The 14,909-nt window shown below is 64.2% G+C and carries 15 protein-coding genes; 7 read left to right on the top strand and 8 right to left on the bottom strand.

From position 1 onward, the window contains the following. Nucleotides 1-28: 28 nt before the first annotated feature. Genes AO057_RS00700 through metK form a run of 3 tightly spaced genes read right to left on the bottom strand, consistent with a single transcriptional unit; the run spans nucleotide 29 to nucleotide 2,971 of the window. Complete coding sequence (locus AO057_RS00700; RefSeq protein WP_057673819.1) at nucleotides 29-523, bottom strand: GtrA family protein; 495 nt, start codon at nucleotides 521-523, stop codon at nucleotides 29-31. Beyond that, nucleotides 520-1,764: a glycosyltransferase family 9 protein gene (locus AO057_RS00695; protein WP_057673818.1), complete on the bottom strand. Its 1,245-nt coding sequence runs from the start codon at nucleotides 1,762-1,764 to the stop codon at nucleotides 520-522. Before AO057_RS00695 ends, AO057_RS00700 begins: the two co-directional genes overlap by 4 nt. Before the next feature lie 22 nt (nucleotides 1,765-1,786). After that, nucleotides 1,787-2,971 (bottom strand): methionine adenosyltransferase, encoded by a 1,185-nt coding sequence (metK, locus tag AO057_RS00690; protein ID WP_057673817.1) that lies wholly within the window; start codon nucleotides 2,969-2,971, stop codon nucleotides 1,787-1,789. Nucleotides 2,972-3,143: 172 nt separating this feature from the next. Between metK and AO057_RS00685 the strand changes: the two genes are divergently transcribed. Continuing rightward, nucleotides 3,144-3,974 carry a lysophospholipid acyltransferase family protein gene (locus tag AO057_RS00685; protein WP_057673816.1) on the top strand — a complete coding sequence of 277 codons (831 nt, stop codon included), beginning with the start codon at nucleotides 3,144-3,146 and terminating at the stop codon, nucleotides 3,972-3,974. Beyond that, on the top strand, nucleotides 3,974-4,837 hold the full coding sequence (locus AO057_RS00680; protein ID WP_057673815.1) for a lysophospholipid acyltransferase family protein: 864 nt from the start codon (nucleotides 3,974-3,976) through the stop codon (nucleotides 4,835-4,837). Before AO057_RS00685 ends, AO057_RS00680 begins: the two co-directional genes overlap by 1 nt. Nucleotides 4,838-4,841: 4 nt before the next feature. Here the strand turns inward: AO057_RS00680 and AO057_RS00675 are convergent, their stop codons facing one another. Together AO057_RS00675 and yihA are read right to left on the bottom strand one after the other, a co-directional pair. After that, nucleotides 4,842-5,750 carry an alpha/beta fold hydrolase gene (locus AO057_RS00675; protein ID WP_057673814.1) on the bottom strand — a complete coding sequence of 303 codons (909 nt, stop codon included), beginning with the start codon at nucleotides 5,748-5,750 and terminating at the stop codon, nucleotides 4,842-4,844. Beyond that, nucleotides 5,747-6,451, bottom strand: coding sequence for a ribosome biogenesis GTP-binding protein YihA/YsxC (yihA, locus tag AO057_RS00670; protein WP_057673813.1), 705 nt, complete (start codon nucleotides 6,449-6,451; stop codon nucleotides 5,747-5,749). Before yihA ends, AO057_RS00675 begins: the two co-directional genes overlap by 4 nt. Nucleotides 6,452-6,523: 72 nt before the next feature. Between yihA and AO057_RS00665 the strand changes: the two genes are divergently transcribed. From AO057_RS00665 to AO057_RS00645, 5 genes are all read left to right on the top strand, one after another. Beyond that, complete coding sequence (locus tag AO057_RS00665) at nucleotides 6,524-7,144, top strand: c-type cytochrome (protein WP_057673812.1); 621 nt, start codon at nucleotides 6,524-6,526, stop codon at nucleotides 7,142-7,144. A gap of 181 nt (nucleotides 7,145-7,325) precedes the next feature. Further along, nucleotides 7,326-9,443 carry a cytochrome c biogenesis protein ResB gene (locus AO057_RS00660; RefSeq protein WP_057677116.1) on the top strand — a complete coding sequence of 706 codons (2,118 nt, stop codon included), beginning with the start codon at nucleotides 7,326-7,328 and terminating at the stop codon, nucleotides 9,441-9,443. Continuing rightward, nucleotides 9,440-10,762: a c-type cytochrome biogenesis protein CcsB gene (gene ccsB, locus AO057_RS00655; RefSeq protein ID WP_057673811.1), complete on the top strand. Its 1,323-nt coding sequence runs from the start codon at nucleotides 9,440-9,442 to the stop codon at nucleotides 10,760-10,762. The genes AO057_RS00660 and ccsB overlap by 4 nt, the downstream gene beginning before the upstream one ends. Nucleotides 10,763-10,849: 87 nt before the next feature. After that, nucleotides 10,850-11,839, top strand: coding sequence for a protein-methionine-sulfoxide reductase catalytic subunit MsrP (msrP, locus tag AO057_RS00650; protein WP_057673810.1), 990 nt, complete (start codon nucleotides 10,850-10,852; stop codon nucleotides 11,837-11,839). 28 nt (nucleotides 11,840-11,867) lie between these two features. Further along, the gene (locus AO057_RS00645; protein ID WP_057677115.1) at nucleotides 11,868-12,515 is read left to right on the top strand and encodes a protein-methionine-sulfoxide reductase heme-binding subunit MsrQ; all 648 of its coding nucleotides are present in this window, start codon (nucleotides 11,868-11,870) and stop codon (nucleotides 12,513-12,515) included. On the opposite strand, the gene AO057_RS00640 is transcribed toward AO057_RS00645, so the two are convergent. The 3 genes from AO057_RS00640 to AO057_RS18140 form a co-directional block, all read right to left on the bottom strand. Then, entirely contained in the window at nucleotides 12,456-13,271 is an 816-nt protein-coding gene (locus AO057_RS00640; protein ID WP_057673809.1) for an oxygen-binding di-iron domain-containing protein, read from the bottom strand. The genes AO057_RS00645 and AO057_RS00640 overlap by 60 nt on opposite strands. Before the next feature lie 93 nt (nucleotides 13,272-13,364). After that, the gene (gene lysA, locus AO057_RS00635) at nucleotides 13,365-14,639 is read right to left on the bottom strand and encodes a diaminopimelate decarboxylase (protein ID WP_057673808.1); all 1,275 of its coding nucleotides are present in this window, start codon (nucleotides 14,637-14,639) and stop codon (nucleotides 13,365-13,367) included. Further along, a complete protein-coding gene (locus tag AO057_RS18140; protein ID WP_082605353.1) occupies nucleotides 14,636-14,902 on the bottom strand; it encodes an LPS translocon maturation chaperone LptM in 267 nt (88 codons plus the stop codon). Before AO057_RS18140 ends, lysA begins: the two co-directional genes overlap by 4 nt. Nucleotides 14,903-14,909 lie beyond the last annotated feature (7 nt).

The raw sequence follows: 14,909 nt of genomic DNA, 5'->3' as shown, positions 1-14,909 counted from the left end.
CTGGCCCCGTGTAGCAGGGCCGTGGTCATTATGGCTCGCGCTTGTGACGGAAGGTCCAGCGATCGTTGGCAATGAAGTTGCTGACGCTGGCGATCACGATGGCGATCACGTTGGCCAGCAGGTAGTGCATGCCCATGTGGGTCAGCCACAGCGTGAGCGCGTACTGCAGCAGGATGCCCAGCCAGGAGGCCATGGCGTACTGGCCCACCTGGGCCAGCAGGCTGCGTTTGCTCAGGCGCTGGCCTTCTTCGACGGCCGTGGCGTGCAGGCGGTCGGACCAGGTCCACAGCCGGTTCCAGGTGAAGTTGTTGACCGTGGCCACGGCAATGGCCAGGGCCAGCGAGAAGTAAGGCTTGCTGCCGGTCGGCTCGATGGCATTGAACAGGAACTCGTGCGCCGTGTAGAGCACGGCCAGATTGACCACCGTGCCGCTGGCACCCACCAGGCCGAAGCGGATGTAACGGAAACCGTGCAGCCAGTCGATCAGTTGCCAGAATCGTTCGCGCAGGGAAGGTTTGTTCATGCGGTAGCGGGTTCTTCGCGCAGCGCCTGCAGGGCATCGGCCAGCACCGGGTCGGGGGCGATGCGCTTGAGGCACTGGTTGTCGCCGTCGCAGAAGGTCAGGCGGTGGTTGTAGGCCGAGAGGCAGGGCGAGCAGGCGATGCCCGATTCATAGACCGTGGCCTTGGGGCCGAAGGGGCCGGGCAGGGGGCCGTAGAGCTTGCCGGTCTCGGGGCCGAAGAACATCAGCGTACGGATGGGCGTGAGGCTGGCGAAGTGGCCGGGGCCGCCGTCGTTGGTCAGCAGCAGGTCGCTGGCGTGGAAAAGCATCAGCAGTTCGCGCAGGCTGCGCGTGTAGCCCGTGAGCGCAATGCACTGCTCGCTGCCGACCTGCTGCTTGATGTCCTGGGCCAGGGCCATGTCTTCCTTGAGGCCGATGAAACCCACGGCATGGCCTTGCGCACACAGGCCCTGAGCCACGCGGGCGTAATGCGCGGCTGGCCAGGCCCGCTCGGGCAGGATGCCGCCGCCGGGATACATGAGCACGATCTTGCGGTCAACGAGCACAGGGTGATCGCGCAGCAGTTTTTCGCGGTAGGCCGCCAGCTCTTCGGGAGTGAAAGGCACGGACAGGCCGGTTTCTGCGGGCAGTTCGCGGATCGGTGCGGCTTTGTGGCGCGGGCCGCCATTGCTTTCGAGCGCATCGACCAGCGAGAGGAATTGCTTGCTGATGTGCTGGTAGGGGTTGTAGGGAATCGCGCAGTTGATGTAGCTGCCGCGGTACAGGCCTTCCTGCGTGTGTGGCGTGAAGCCCGCGCGCCGCGGCGCGCCACTCATATAGCAAAGCAGGCTGCTGACACGGGAAAACAACTCGCAGTCGATGACGGCATCCAGCGGCAGACGGCGCATGGCCAGACTCACGCGCCAGATGTCGCGTACCAGGCTGATGGGGGAGCTGTCGTCGATGCCGTGAAAGTGGGCGTCTTCCGTCAGCCGCAGCATGCGCGCGACTTCCTGGTTCTTTTTCAGCTGCAGCACATGCAGGGTGACGCCGGGATATTGTTCGCGCAGCGCCTTGAACATGGGGCCGGCCAGCACGATGCTGCCCATTTCGGACAAGAGGATGACCAGGATGTGGCGCGGCGCCCGCTGGCGATCGACTTTCGGCGCGCGCGTTCCGAGCAGACGCGCCCACAAGGAAACCGCAGAACACAGAAGCTGGCCGACCCAGCGATCGATCCAGCGTTGTGTCTGCAGCTTCATGCGGCGCGTTCTCTCTTCTTTTTTACTTCAGACCGGCCGCTGCACGCAGGGTGGCAGCCTTGTCGGTGCGTTCCCAGGTGAACTCGGGCTCTTCACGACCGAAGTGGCCGTAGGCGGCGGTCTTCTCGTAGATCGGGCGCAGCAGGTCCAGCATCAGGATGATGCCCTTGGGACGCAGGTCGAAGTGCTCAGACACCAGGGCGGCGATCTTCTCGTCGGAGATGACGCCGGTGCCCATGGTGTTGACCGTGATGTTCATGGGCTTGGCCACGCCGATGGCGTAAGCCACCTGGATCTGGCACTTCTTGGCCAGGCCGGCGGCCACGATGTTCTTGGCCACATAACGGGTGGCGTAGGCGGCCGAGCGGTCCACCTTGGACGGGTCCTTGCCGGAGAAGGCGCCACCACCGTGCGGGCAGGCGCCGCCATAGGTGTCGACGATGATCTTGCGGCCGGTCAGGCCGCAGTCGCCCTGGGGGCCGCCAACGACGAAACGGCCGGTCGGGTTGACCAGGTACTTGGTGTCCTTGAGCCATTCCTTGGGCAGCACGGGCTTGATGATCTCTTCGATCACGGCTTCGTAGAAGCTGGCCTTGAGCTTGGTGGCGGTCTCGGACTGGTCCGGGCTGTGCTGTGTGGAGAGCACCACGGTGTCGATGCTGTGCGGCTTGCCGTCCACATAACGCATGGTGACCTGGCTCTTGGCGTCAGGACGCAGGAAGGGCAGGCGGCCGTCCTTGCGCAACTGGGCCTGGCGCTCGACCAGGCGGTGCGCGTAGTGGATGGGCGCGGGCATCAGCGCGGGGGTTTCGTCGCAGGCGTAACCGAACATCAGGCCCTGGTCGCCGGCGCCGATGTTGAGGTGGTCGTCGCTGGCGTGGTCCACGCCCTGGGCGATGTCATTGGACTGCTTGTCGTAGGCCACCAGCACGGCGCAACCCTTGTAGTCGATGCCGTATTCGGTGTTGTCGTAGCCGATGCGCTTGATGGTGTCGCGCGCGACCTGGATGTAGTCCACGTGCGCGTTGGTCGTGATCTCGCCGGCCAGCACCACGAGGCCGGTGTTGCACAGGGTCTCGGCGGCCACGCGGCTGCGCGGGTCCTGCTTGAAGATCGCGTCCAGGATGGCATCGGAGACCTGGTCCGAGACCTTGTCGGGATGGCCTTCGGAAACGGATTCGGAAGTGAAGAGATAGTCGTTCGCCATTGAATAAACTCCAAAATTGTTTGTCAGGCGCGTTGCCTGGGCTGGGAGCTTCGGCGAACGCTTTAGCAGAGGTGTCATGAATGACGGCACAATCGTTCCCTTTCGGGTGGCGGCCTGTGCCTGTCGCCCTGCAAGTAGTTCCGTAACTCGGCGACGCCCGCATTTTATCCGAATGATGGTCCTTTTTCGCATCCTGTCCTGGCTGCCCCTGTGGTTGTTGCATGGCATCGGCTGGGGCCTGGGTTGGGTGGTCTTTGCCCTGTCTCCTACCTATCGTCGGCGTTTTGTCGCCAATCTGCAGCAGGCCGGCCACGATTGGAGAGAGTGTCGCGGTGCGGTTGGCCAGACTGGCCAGCTGGTGGCGGAATTGCCGCGCTTGTGGTTTGGACGGCCGGCAAATGTCTTATGGGACGGCGCCCAGCACATCGAGCATGCCTTGGCCCAGGGCCGTGGCATCGTGTTCCTGACGCCACACCTGGGCAGCTTCGAGATCACCGCTCAGGCCTATGCGGCCCGCTTTGGCGCACGCCAACCCATCACGGTCCTGTTCCGCCCTTCACGCCAGCCACGCCTGCGTGCCCTGGTGGCTTCGGCGCGCAGCAGGCCGGGTCTGCTGACGGCACCCACCACGATGGCCGGTGTCAAACAGTTGATCAAGGCGCTACGGCAGGGCCAGTCGGTCGGTTTGCTGCCGGACCAGGTGCCGCCGCAGGGCCTGGGTGTCTGGGCGCCGTTTTACGGCCGCGAGGCCTACACCATGACCCTGTCGGCCCGGTTGGCGCAGCAGACGGGTGCGGTGGTGCTGCTGGCCTGGGGCGAACGCCTGTCCTGGGGGCGTGGTTACACCGTGCATGTGCAGCCCCTGGGCACGCCACTGCCGTCCGATCCGCAGGCCGCCGCAGCGGTGATCAACCTTGCCATGGAGCAGGTGATCGCCACCTGTCCGCAGCAATACCTCTGGGGTTACGCCCGCTACAAGCAACCGCGCGAGGAACGACTCTGATGCAACATCCCGGTGTTCTCTTCATGCGCCTGATCGCGCCCCTGCCCTTGTCCTGGGTGCGGGCCCTGGGCACGCTGGTGGGTTGGGTGCTCTATGTACTGGCCGTGCCGCGTCGCCGTGTGGTGATGACCAACCTGGCCCTGTGTTTTCCGCAGGAGCCCCTGGCCGTGCGGCGGCGCTGGGCGCGCGAGTGCGTGGTGCATTTTGCTCAGGCCTGGTTCGACCGCGGCTGGCTCTGGAACGGCAAGCTCGAGGTGCTGCGGCCGCGCCTGCGCATCATTGGTGCGGTCGAGGAGTTGAAGGGCGATACGCCCACGGTGATCTTCGCACCGCATTTCTTTGGCCTGGATGCCGCGGGTACGGCGATCAATGACCAGATCCGCCGGCCCATGGTCAGCATCTACACGCCGCAGCGCAGCGCAGCCGTGGACCAGTGGCTGCACGACGGGCGCCGGCGCTTTGGCAATCTGCAGCTCTTCTACCGCGACCAAGGCGTCAAGGGCATCGTCGCTGCCCTGCGCGAAGGCGCGCTGTTGTACTTGCTGTCCGACATGAACTTCGGACCCGAAGAGTCGATCTTCGTACCCTTTTACGGCGTGCAAGCGGCCACGGTGCCCTCGTTGCCGCGCTTCGCGCGTCTGGGTCGAGCCAAGGTCGTGCCGGTGACGGCGCGTTTGACGCCGCAGGGCTACGACATCGAGGTGCATCCGGCCTGGAAGGACTATCCGAGTGCCGATGTGCAGGCGGACACGGCCTATATGAACCGCTGGCTGGAGGGTGTCATCAACACCATGCCCTCGCAGTACTACTGGGTGCACAAGCGCTTCAAGACCCGGCCGCCGGGTGAGCCGGGCGTTTACTGACGACTCAGCTCTGCAGGAAGCGCTGCAGCGAGGCGATCACGCGCTGCGGCTGCTCATGCACGATCCAGTGGGTGGCGTCCGGCACGGCTTCCAGCGTGAGTTGCGGGATGTAGTCGTCCAACCCTTCGATCAATTCGGGCGGCAGAGCGGTATCGCCCAGGCCCCAGAGCACGAGCGTGGGTAGGGAGATGGTGAGCATCTCGCGCGGCAGTTCGATGGTGCTGGCGGCCGGGTCCTCGGCGCGCGGCGGGCGCAAGGGTGAGGCGCGGTAGTAGTTGCAGCCACCGGTCAGGCCCTGGTCCCAGACGGCGCGGTAGCGCGCTTTCACCTCGTCGGTGAGCCAGCCAAAGCTGTCTGCTCCGGCACCCATGCCCAGGAAGAAGTCCCAGAGCCGGCGGTAGTCGTTCTCGGCCAGCAGCTTTTCGGCATCGGGCCGGATCAGGAAGTTCATGTAGGCGCTGGCGGCCTGTTGTTTCGGATTGCTTTTCAGCTCGCGCAGGAAGGTGCCCGGGTGCGGCGAGTTGATGATGGCCAGCTTCGCGCTCAACTGCGGCAGCTGGTTGGCGAAATTCCAGGCCACGGCGCCGCCCCAGTCGTGCGCGATGAGGCAGGCCAGAGGGGCAGCGCCGGCTTCAATGGCAGCCAGCGCCGCGATGTCCTGTACCAGGTGCTTGGCGCGGTAGGCGGCCACGTCAGAGGGGGCGCTGGACCGCTCGTAGCCGCGCAGATTGGGGGCCACGCAGCGGTAGCCGCCGTTTTCTGGCCGGGCGAAATGGACCAGCAGCTCGTCCCAGACAAAAGCGGCTTCGGGGAAACCATGCAGGAAGAGTAGGACCGGTCGGCCGCGTTCGCCCGCAGCGCGACAGCTCAGGGTGATGCCGTGCGGCAGCGGCTGTTGCCAGGTTTCGATCATGCCGGGTCGGTCACGGCGTCAGGGTGCGCCCAAGACCACAGCAGCGTGGCAACGTCCTCGATGCCTGTTCGTTTGGTGGCCGAGAACAGGCGTACCTCGCCGCCGCCGGCCTGCAGCTTCATGATGGACAGGGCCTTGGCCCCTTCGCTGCGTGTGAGTTTGTCGGCCTTGGTCAGGATGACCAGGAACTTCAGGCCTTCCTCGACGCGCGGACGAATCACTTCGAGCAGGACCTGGTCCAGTTCGGTCAGGCCGTGGCGCGGGTCGCACATCAGCACAATGGCCTTGAGGTTCTCGCGTGTGACCAAGTAATTGGCCATGACCTGTTGCCAGCGGATCTTGTCCTGCTTGGGCACGGCGGCATAGCCATAACCTGGCAGATCGGTCAGCACGGCGTCGGTGATGCCCTGTTTGCCCAGGGCGAACAGGTTGATGTGCTGTGTGCGCCCGGGTTTTTTGGAGGCGAAGGCCAGCTGGTTCTGCTGGGTCAGGGTGTTGATGCAGGTCGATTTGCCGGCGTTGGAGCGGCCGACAAAGGCGATTTCCGGCACGTCCAGGGCGGGCAGGAAGTGCAGCTCCGGGGCCGTGGTCAGGAAACGGGCCGTGTGCAGCCAGCCCAGGGCCTGGACGGCCAGTGGATTGGGGGGGGCGGGCTTGCCGCCCAGGTGGGGTGGGACGGCAGTTTTGGAGGGGGGAGTCATGGAGTGGTGGTGAAGTGCCCGGACCTGCATTGTAGAATCGGGCAGTTTTGCTCCAACCACACCCGAACCACCATGAAGTTGCTTGCCCCCCTGATGTTGGCTGCCATGCTGGCAGCACCCGCCCTTGCAGCCCAGGATGCCCAGGCGCCCGCCAAGCCTGATTTGGCCAAGGGCGAAGCCAAGTACGCCGCGGTCTGCGCGGCCTGCCATGGCGCCGACGGTAACTCCGGTATTCCGGCCAATCCGAAACTGGCCCAGCAGCACCCGGATTACCTGGCCAAGCAGTTGCAGGAGTTCAAATCCGGCAAGCGCAACAGCGCCGTGATGAAGGGCTTTGCTGCCGTGCTCAGCGATGAGGACATGAAGAATATCGGGGGCTGGCTGGCCGCGCAGAAAGCCAAGCCTGGTTTCGCCAAGGACAAGGATCTGGTGGCCCTGGGTGAACGCATCTACCGTGGCGGCATTCCGGACCGCCAGATCGCGGCCTGCGCCGGTTGCCACAGCCCCAATGGTGCTGGCATTCCGGCCCAGTACCCGCGCCTGAGCGGCCAGCATGCCGACTACACCGGCGCCCAGCTGCTGTCCTTCCGAGACGGTGTGCGCAAGAACAGCGTGCAGATGGCACAGGTCGCAGCAAAGATGAACGATCGCGAGATCAAGGCCGTTTCTGACTACATTGCGGGCCTGCGTTAAGCAATACACCGGCAAGCTGCCCGGTTATCCCGGCATGAATAAGTCGTGGGTGATGTTTGGTTCACAATGCCGGCTAGACGCCCGCTGACGGAACCCTGCAGTCCCCAGGCACTCCTACCCAGGCGGGTCTTTGCATGAAGACCCGCCTTTTTATTTTCTACAGTCCACCGTCACTATCGCCATGACCGTCTCCACCCAGGGCCTGGAGCTGCCCGCATCCTCCCGCACCCTGCGTGCGGCGGTGGAGCTGCTGTCGTCGATGCGCTTTTCCATTTCGCTGCTGACGGTGATCTGCATCGCATCGGTCATCGGCACGGTGCTCAAGCAGCACGAGCCGCTGAACAACTACATCAACCAGTTCGGCCCTTTCTGGGCCGAGGTCTTCGGCAAGCTGGACCTGTACGCGGTCTACAGCGCCTGGTGGTTCCTGCTGATCCTGGCCTTCCTGGTCACCAGCACTTCGCTGTGCATTGCCCGCAACACGCCCAAGATCCTGGCGGACCTCAAGGCCTACAAGGAGAACATGCGCGAGCAATCGCTGCAGGCCTTCCACCATCGCGCCCAGGCGAGTCTGGGCGAAGCGCCCGAAGCCGCCGCGCAGCGCCTGGGCCGTCTGCTGGCCACCGGTGGCTGGAAGGTGAAGTTGCAGCAGCGCGAGACGCCCGCCGGCCCCGGCTGGATGCTGGCGGCCAAGGCCGGTGCCGCCAACAAGCTGGGCTACCTGGCGGCGCACAGCGCCATCGTGCTGGTCTGCCTGGGGGGTCTGCTCGATGGCGACCTGATCGTGCGCGCCCAGATGTGGTGGGGCGGCAAGACGGTCTACAACGGCGGCGGCCTGATTGCCGACGTCAAACCCGAGCATCGCCTGAGCGAGCGCAACCCGACCTTCCGGGGCAACCTGCTGGTGGCCGAAGGCACCCAGTCGAGCACCGCCATCCTGAACCAGTCCGATGGCATCCTGCTGCAGGATCTCCCCTTTGCCATCGAGCTCAAGAAATTCATCGTCGAGCATTACTCGACCGGCATGCCCAAGCTGTTCGCCAGCGAGATCGTGATCCACGACAAGGCCACGGGCGAAAAGAAGGAGGCCCGGGTCGAGGTCAACCACCCGGCCAGTTACAAGGGCATCGAGATCTACCAGTCCAGCTTCGACGATGGTGGCTCCACCGTGCGCCTCAAGGCACAGCCCATGAATGCGGCGACCAAGCCTTTCGAGATCGAGGGCGTGATCGGCGGCAGCTCGCAGTTGAGCAATGGCAACCAGAAACTCACCCTGGAGTACACCGGTCTGCGCGTCATCAACGTCGAGAATTTTTCTGCCAGCGGCCCTTCGGGCGTGGACGTGCGCAAGGTCGACCTGCGAGCGTCCTTGGACCAGCGGCTGGGCGCGGCCAACAAGGCGGACGCCCCCAAGACCCAGCGCAATGTGGGCCCCAGCGTGAGCTACAAGTTGCGTGACGAAGCCGGCCAGGCGCGCGAGTTCCACAACTACATGCTGCCGGTCGATCTGGGTGACGGGGTCCCTGTCTTCCTGATGGGCATGCGCGAGACGCCCTCCGAGCCCTACCGCTATCTGCGGGTGCCGGCCGACGCCCAGGGGTCGACCGATGAATTCTTCCGACTGCGCGCCGCGCTCGCTGACCCGGCCCTGCGCGCACAGGCCGTGCGCCGTTATGCCGCGCGCATGGTCGATCCTTCCCGCAAGGATCTGTTGCCCCAGCTCAGTGCCTCGGCCTTGCGGGCACTGGGCCTGTTCTCGGGGGCCGAGCCGGTGCCGGGCAGCCGTGCGCCGGGCGGCCTGCAGGCCGTGGCCGACTTCATGGAGAACAACGTGCCCGAGGCTGAACGCGAGCGTGCCGGCGAGATGCTGGTGCGCATCCTCAACGGTGCCTTGTTCGAACTGCTGCAAGTGGCACGCGAACGTGCCGGGCTCAAGCCCCTGGCCTCCGACGAAAGCACCCAGGCCTTCATGATGCAGGCCGTGCTGGCGCTCAGCGATGCCTATTTCTACCCGGCGCCCATGGCCCTGCAGCTGACGGATTTCACCCAGCTGCAGGCCAGCGTGTTCCAGGTGGCACGGGCTCCGGGCAAGACCATCGTCTACCTGGGCTGCGCCCTGCTGATCCTTGGCGTTTTCGCCATGCTTTATGTGCGTGAGCGCCGCCTCTGGATATGGCTGACGCCGCAGGGTCAGGGTGCCCAGGCCAGCATGGCCTTGTCATCCAACCGCCAGACCCTGGATACCGATCGTGAATTCGAACAGCTGCGCGACAAGTTGTTGACTAGGAGTCCTGCATGAACACCGCCACGACCACTTTGACCCTCAACGAGGGCTACTTTGCCAAGCGCAGTCTCTTTGACTGGCTGTTTGCCCTGCTGGTGGCTGTGGGCGGCCTGTATGCCTATGCCAACTACCACGCCTTCATGGATGTGTACGAGAAGGGCATCCTGTTGCTGGCCATCCCCTCTGTGGTGGCGCTGGGCTGGTTCTGGCGGCCGCTGCGTGTGCTCATGCTGCTAGTGGCAGCTTTCTCGCTGCTGGGCATCTTCTCCTACCAGGGCCAGCTGGCGCGCGCCGAGAGCGTGTTCTGGCTCAAGTACTTCCTGTCCAGCCAGTCGGCCATCCTGTGGATGAGCGTGCTGTTTTTCATGAGCACGGTGTTCTACTGGATCGGCATGTTCAGCCGTGCGCAGGGCGCCACCATGGAGCTGATCGGCTCGCGCCTGACCTGGGTGGCCGTGGGCATGGCCCTGATCGGCACCATGGTGCGCTGGTACGAAAGCTACCTGCTTGGTCCGGACATCGGCCACATTCCGGTCAGCAATCTGTACGAAGTGTTCGTCCTGTTCTGCTGGATGACGGCAGTGTTCTACCTGTACTTCGAGCAGCAGTACGGTACTCGCGGCATGGGCGCCTTCGTCATGCTGGTGGTCAGCGCGGCCGTGGGTTTCCTGCTCTGGTACACCGTCGTGCGCGGGGCGCACGAGATCCAGCCCCTGGTGCCGGCCCTCAAGAGCTGGTGGATGAAGCTCCATGTGCCAGCCAACTTCGTTGGTTACGGCACCTTTGCCCTGGCGGCCATGGTGGCGTTTGCCTATCTGATCAAGAGCCAGTCGCAGGAAACGCGTTGGTACAAGCTGGCGCCGCTGTGGATCTTCGGCATCGTGCTGTGTTTCGTGCCGCTGGCGTTCCGTCAAAGCTCCGCCGTCGCTGGCGGCAGCTACTGGCTTGGTTATTTCATCATCGCCGCGCTGATCGTCGGCGGCATCCTGCTGGGTCGCCGTCGCATCGCCGAGCGCCTGCCCTCGCTCGAGGTGCTGGACGACGTGATGTACAAGTCCATCGCGGTGGGCTTCGCCTTCTTCACCATCGCCACCGTGCTAGGCGCCCTGTGGGCGGCCGAGGCCTGGGGTGGTTACTGGAGCTGGGACCCCAAGGAAACCTGGGCCCTGATCGTCTGGCTCAATTACGCGGCCTGGCTGCACATGCGCCTCATGAAGGGCCTGCGCGGCACGGTCGCTTCGTGGTGGGCGCTGGCCGGCCTGGGCGTGACGACCTTTGCCTTCATCGGCGTCAATATGTTCCTCAGCGGCCTGCACAGCTACGGTGCGCTGTAGGGCCATGCAGCCAGCCCGCACTGCCGGGCACGATCTTTGTAAGAATGGGTCCCAGTTCTGCGACTGAGTTCCTAGGAGGATCGCATCATGTTGATCAAGACCCGTGACGATGGTTACACCCATCCGCAACCCAGCGAGATCACCTCGCAAGCTGTCTACCAGGACCGGCGTCAGCTGATGCGCCTGATGGCCGGTGGCGCCGCCGGCGCCGTTCTGGCCAGCTGGGCGACGCGCGATGCGCGTGCCCAAATGCCCGGCCAGGGCGCCAAACTGGTGGGCCGGAAGTCGACGGTGAGTGGTGCCAGCACCATGGAAAAACTCACTGAATTCAAGGACGCCAGCAGCTACAACAACTTCTACGAGTTCGGCATGGACAAGAGCGACCCGGCGCGCAACGCGCACACGCTCAAGACCGCGCCCTGGACCGTGGCCATCGAGGGGCTGGTCAAAAAGCCCGGCAACTACGCACTGGAAGACCTGCTCAAGCTGTCGGCGATGGAGGAGCGGATCTACCGCATGCGCTGCGTCGAGGGCTGGTCCATGGTGATTCCCTGGGTGGGCTACTCGGTGGCGGAGCTGATCAAAAAAGTCGAGCCGCAGCCCGGCGCCAAGTACGTCGAGTTCGTCACCCTGGCCGACAGCAAGACCATGCCCTATGTGGGCTCGCGCGTGCTGAACTGGCCTTATGTCGAGGGCCTGCGCATGGACGAGGCCATGCATCCCCTGACCCTGTTGACTTTTGGCATGTATGGCGAGGTGCTGCCCAAGCAGAACGGTGCACCCCTGCGGCTCGTGGTGCCGTGGAAGTACGGTTTCAAGAGTGGCAAGAGCCTGGTGAAGATCCGCTTCACCGACAAGCAGCCGGCCACGGCCTGGAGCGTGGCTGCACCCCAGGAATACGGTTTCTATTCCAACGTCAACCCGCTGGTAGACCACCCGCGCTGGAGTCAGGCTGCCGAACGCCGCATTGGCGAGGATGGGCTCTTTGCCAAGAAGCGCAAGACCTTGATGTTCAACGGCTACGAGCCCCAGGTGGGGCAGTTGTATGCCGGCATGGACCTGAAAAAGTATTACTGACAGACAGCTCCAAGTGGACACGGCGCGCCTGAACCGCTGGCTGCTGGGCCCTGCCGTCAAGCCGGTTCTGTTCCTGGCCTGCCTGTTGCCGGCGCTCTGGCTGGTCTATGCAGCGGCGAGTGATCAGCTGGGGGCCAACCCGGCTGAAGCATTGATCCGATCCACGGGTGACTGGACTTTGCGCATGCTGTGTCTGGTGCTGGCAGTCACACCCCTGCGCATCCAGCTGAAACTCCCGGCGCTGGCGCGGCTGCGCCGCATGCTGGGGCTCTTCGTCTTTTCCTATGCTGTGCTGCACCTGCTGTGCTACGCCTGGCTCGACATGGGCCTGGAGCCTGGCGACATCGCGCGCGATATCGCCAAGCGACCGTTCATCCTGGTGGGGTTCACCGCCTTCGTGCTGCTGACGCTGCTGGCTGCGACCTCGTGGAATCGCGCGATTCGCGCGCTCGGGGCGGCCCGCTGGCAGGCCCTGCATCGGCTGGTCTACGCCGTGGCTGTTCTGGCTGTCCTCCACTTCTTCTGGATGCGCGCCGGGAAGAACAATTTTGCCGAGGTCCAGGTCTATGCAGGTGTGCTCGGCCTCTTGCTGGGCTGGCGCCTTTGGCGCCTCTGGTCAGGCCAGCGCCGCGGGGCGGCTGTTGGTCAGGCGCGGATCGATCAGGGTCCGCGGTAGCTGGTACATGCGTTCGTCGAAGAGGTCGACACCGCATTGCAGGTTTTCGATCCAGTCGAAGAAGGCGGGGATGGCCGGGCCGGCCAGTGGTGCGCCGTGCTGTGGTACCAGCAGGGAAATCTCCAGCTTGCGCGCCATGGTTGCCCACAGACGCAGGATCTTGTTGGAGACCATGTAGCGGCGGTGGAAACCCTCCATCAACGGCACGTGCGCCTTGAAGTCGGTCACGGGTTTCTTTGCCTGTTCGCCTGACATCATGGATACACCCAAGTCGCCCGTGAACAGGATCTTGCTGATCGGGTCGTAAAAATGGAAGTTGCCTTCGGAGTGCATGAAGTGGGCTGGCAGCAGATGCAGCTCACTCTTGCCCAGGGGCAGGATGCCGCCGGCATCAGAGACGCCGATGACCCGGCCTTGGGTTTTCCCGGCCTTGGTGAAGTGCGGGACGAAGCGTTCCCAGATGCGCGAGATGACGAGCTGGGCCGGGGTTGAGGTCAGCCAGCGGTCCAGAGAGGCAATGATGTCCGGATCGGCGTGCGAGGCAACGATGTAGGACAGGTGCTGCGGCGTGAAGAAGCGCGAACTGGTCAGCAGCAGTTCGTTGAAGGCCAGATTGCCGCCCGGGTCGATGATGGCGCCATGGTCATGGTCGACGATCAGGAACTGGTTGGCCTGGACGGTATCGCCATCCTCCTCCACCAGGTCGGTGAACATCAGGCAGACATGGTTGGGGTCCCGGTAGAGTTCGATCGACACGGAGGGCGCCTTTATGAAATGACAAGGCGCGACTATAGGAAATGTCGCCGCTGCATGGTTTGATGTGAGTCAAACCATGGAGGATTGGTGCGATCAAAGCAGTCGTTCGTGCTGGAACGTGTCCGACGGAGTTTCTCGTCGACGTATCAGGTTGGCTTGACTTCCATCAACCAGGATCTCGGCGGCGCGACCGCGCGTGTTGTAGTTGCTGGCCATGCTCATGCAGTAGGCGCCGGCTGACAGCACGGCCAGCTGATCGCCGGGCTGCACGTTCAGACTGCGGTCACGACCGAGCCAGTCACCGCTTTCGCACACCGGCCCGACCACGTCCCAGGTCGCGCCGGCGCCGGCGCGTGGTGCCAGTGGCACGATCTGGTGGTAGGCCTCATACATGGCGGGACGCGGCAGGTCGTTCATCGCGGCATCGACGATGCAGAAGTTTTTCTGTTCCCCGGGCTTGAGGTAGAGCACCTCGGTCAGGCAGACGCCGGCATTGCCCACCAGCGAACGGCCGGGCTCGATCATGAGCTGGCGCTGGCCGTAGCCGCGCGCATCCAGTTTGGCGAGCAGCTTGGCCCACAGGGCATCGGCGGCCGGTGGGGTGTCGCCGTTGTAATCGATACCCAGGCCGCCACCGAAGTCGATGTGGTGCAGCGGGATGCCGCTTGCCTCGATGGCCGCAACCAGATCCAGCACGCGGTCCATGGCGTCCAGGTAGGGCGCCTCCTGGGTGATCTGCGAACCGATGTGGCAATCGATGCCTACGACGTTCAGGCCGGGCAGGGATGCGGCGCGCTGGTAGGTGGCCAGCGTGTGTTCGTGCGCGATGCCGAACTTGTTGCCCTTGAGGCCGGTCGAAATATAGGGGTGGGTCTTGGGATCGACGTTGGGGTTGACGCGGATGCTGATGGGCGCGCGTTTGCCCACGGTCAGTGCAACTTCGTTGAGCACGTCGATTTCAGCTTCGCTCTCGACGTTGAAGCAACCGATACCTGCGTCAAGCGCCTGGCGCATTTCGGCGCGTGTCTTGCCGACGCCGGAGAAGATGATCTTGGCGGCATCACCATCTACAGCCAGCACGCGTTCGAGTTCGCCGCCGGAGACAATGTCGAAACCGCAGCCGGCCTGAGCGAACAGCTGCAGCACGGCCAGCGAGGAGTTGGCCTTCATGGCGTAGCAGATCTGCGCCTTGCGGCCGGCAAAGCCGCGCTGGTAGGCGCCCAGGGCGGCCAGCATGGCAGCCTTGGAGTAGACGAACAGCGGCGTACCGTGCTGGCGGGCCAGATCAGCCAAGCGTACGTTTTCGATGAAGAGCTCATCGCCCCGGTAGGCGATGTGGGGGTGACCCGGGAGTGGTTTGGCGGTCATTGGGGGGCGGGTACGTGGGCGGATGCGGGGGTTGGCGTCGCACCGGGGGCTGGTGTGGCGGGTGTGTCGGATTTCTTCTTGTCAGGCATCGCTGGCCACATGGACTGGGGCAAGGAGGCGCGATTGGCGGCGGCGGGCTCGGTGGGCAGGTACAGACTGCCGGTCTGGCCGCAGCCCGTCATGCCAAGCAAGGCACTTGCCGCAATGACAGCAAACGCGGCATGGCTTAGAGGCCTGACTAGAATTCGAGGGGTTTCCAACATCACGGAA

It is taken from the genome of Curvibacter sp. PAE-UM (assembly GCF_001432305.1).
GTDB lineage: Bacteria > Pseudomonadota > Gammaproteobacteria > Burkholderiales > Burkholderiaceae_C > Hylemonella.
The sequence above is the reverse complement of the archived record's forward strand: the minus strand, read 5'-3'. Positions and strand labels throughout refer to the sequence as shown.